1 protein-coding gene is annotated in these 1,050 nt (G+C 58.7%); it reads left to right on the forward strand.

Annotated elements, in window-relative coordinates; genetic code table 11:
- The first annotated feature begins 63 nt into the window (after positions 1-63).
- Positions 64-996: an IS5 family transposase gene (locus GOX66_RS25520; RefSeq protein WP_170766722.1), complete on the forward strand. Its 933-nt coding sequence runs from the start codon at positions 64-66 to the stop codon at positions 994-996.
- Positions 997-1,050 lie beyond the last annotated feature (54 nt).

Consider the following 1,050-nt stretch of genomic DNA (forward strand, 5'->3'; position numbering starts at 1 on the left):
GGCTTTGTTGCACAAATCGGGTGAGGGATTCACTGTGTGAATCCAGCATGATAGCTGGAGGGCATGAGCAGTTGGGCACCCAAGAATTACACGACCACAAACTGGTCGGCTTACAATGAAGGGTTGAAGCAACGCGGATCACTGACGATCTGGTTTGATCCGGCGATGATCTGGATCCCACCGCCTAGCGGCAAACGCGGCCGGCAGCAGCAATTCAGCGACGCGGCCATCCAAACCTGTCTGACAATGAAAGTCCTGTTCGGAATACCGTTGCGGCAGACAACGGGTTTTGTGCAGAGCCTGTTGACGCTGGTCGGATTGGATTGGGCGGTACCGGACTACAGTACATTGTGCCGCCGACAGAAAACCCTGAACTTGAACATTCCGTATCGCGGTGGTGATGGCCCGCTGAACCTGCTGATCGACAGCACTGGCATCAAGGCCGAAGGTGAAGGTGAGTGGAACGCGCGCAAGCATGGTGGTCCGAAGCGCCGCATATGGCGCAAGATACATCTCGGGATTGACGAGGCAACGCTGGAGGTTCGGGCGGTTGAGATCACCGATAGCAGCATTGGCGATGCGCCAATGCTGCCGGAATTGCTGGACCAAATCCCGGCAGATGAGGAGATCGGTTCAGTGACTGCCGACGGTGCCTATGACACTCGGAAATGCCACGAGGCAATCGCCGCTCGAAACGCCGCCGCTGTCATCCCGCCACGCAAGAACGCCAAGCCGTGGGAGCCGACGAGCGCTGGCGCGGTGGCCAGAAACGATGCCCTGCGCTCCTCGAAGTACCTGGGCCGCGCCATCTGGCGACGATGGAGCGGATACCACCGCAGGAGCCGCGTTGAGAGCAAGATGAACTGCATCAAGTTGCTCGGCCAATCGCTGATGGCAAGGGACTTCGATCGCCAAGTCGCGGAATTGCAGGTCCGCATCACTGTGCTGAACGGCTACACCGCGCTTGGCATACCTGTCACACAGGCCGTAGGATAAATCCGCCCGGGGAAAGGGGAACTGCGCTCAGACCCCGTTTTGTGCAACAAAGCC

It is taken from the genome of Ruegeria lacuscaerulensis (genome assembly GCF_013031245.1).
GTDB classification, from domain to species: Bacteria; Pseudomonadota; Alphaproteobacteria; order Rhodobacterales; family Rhodobacteraceae; genus Ruegeria; species Ruegeria lacuscaerulensis_C.

Coding starts and splice junctions, on each gene's coding strand:
- GOX66_RS25520 (WP_170766722.1), top strand. CDS start 64: ATGAGCAGTTGGGCACCCAAGAATTACACGACCACAAACTGGTCGGCT.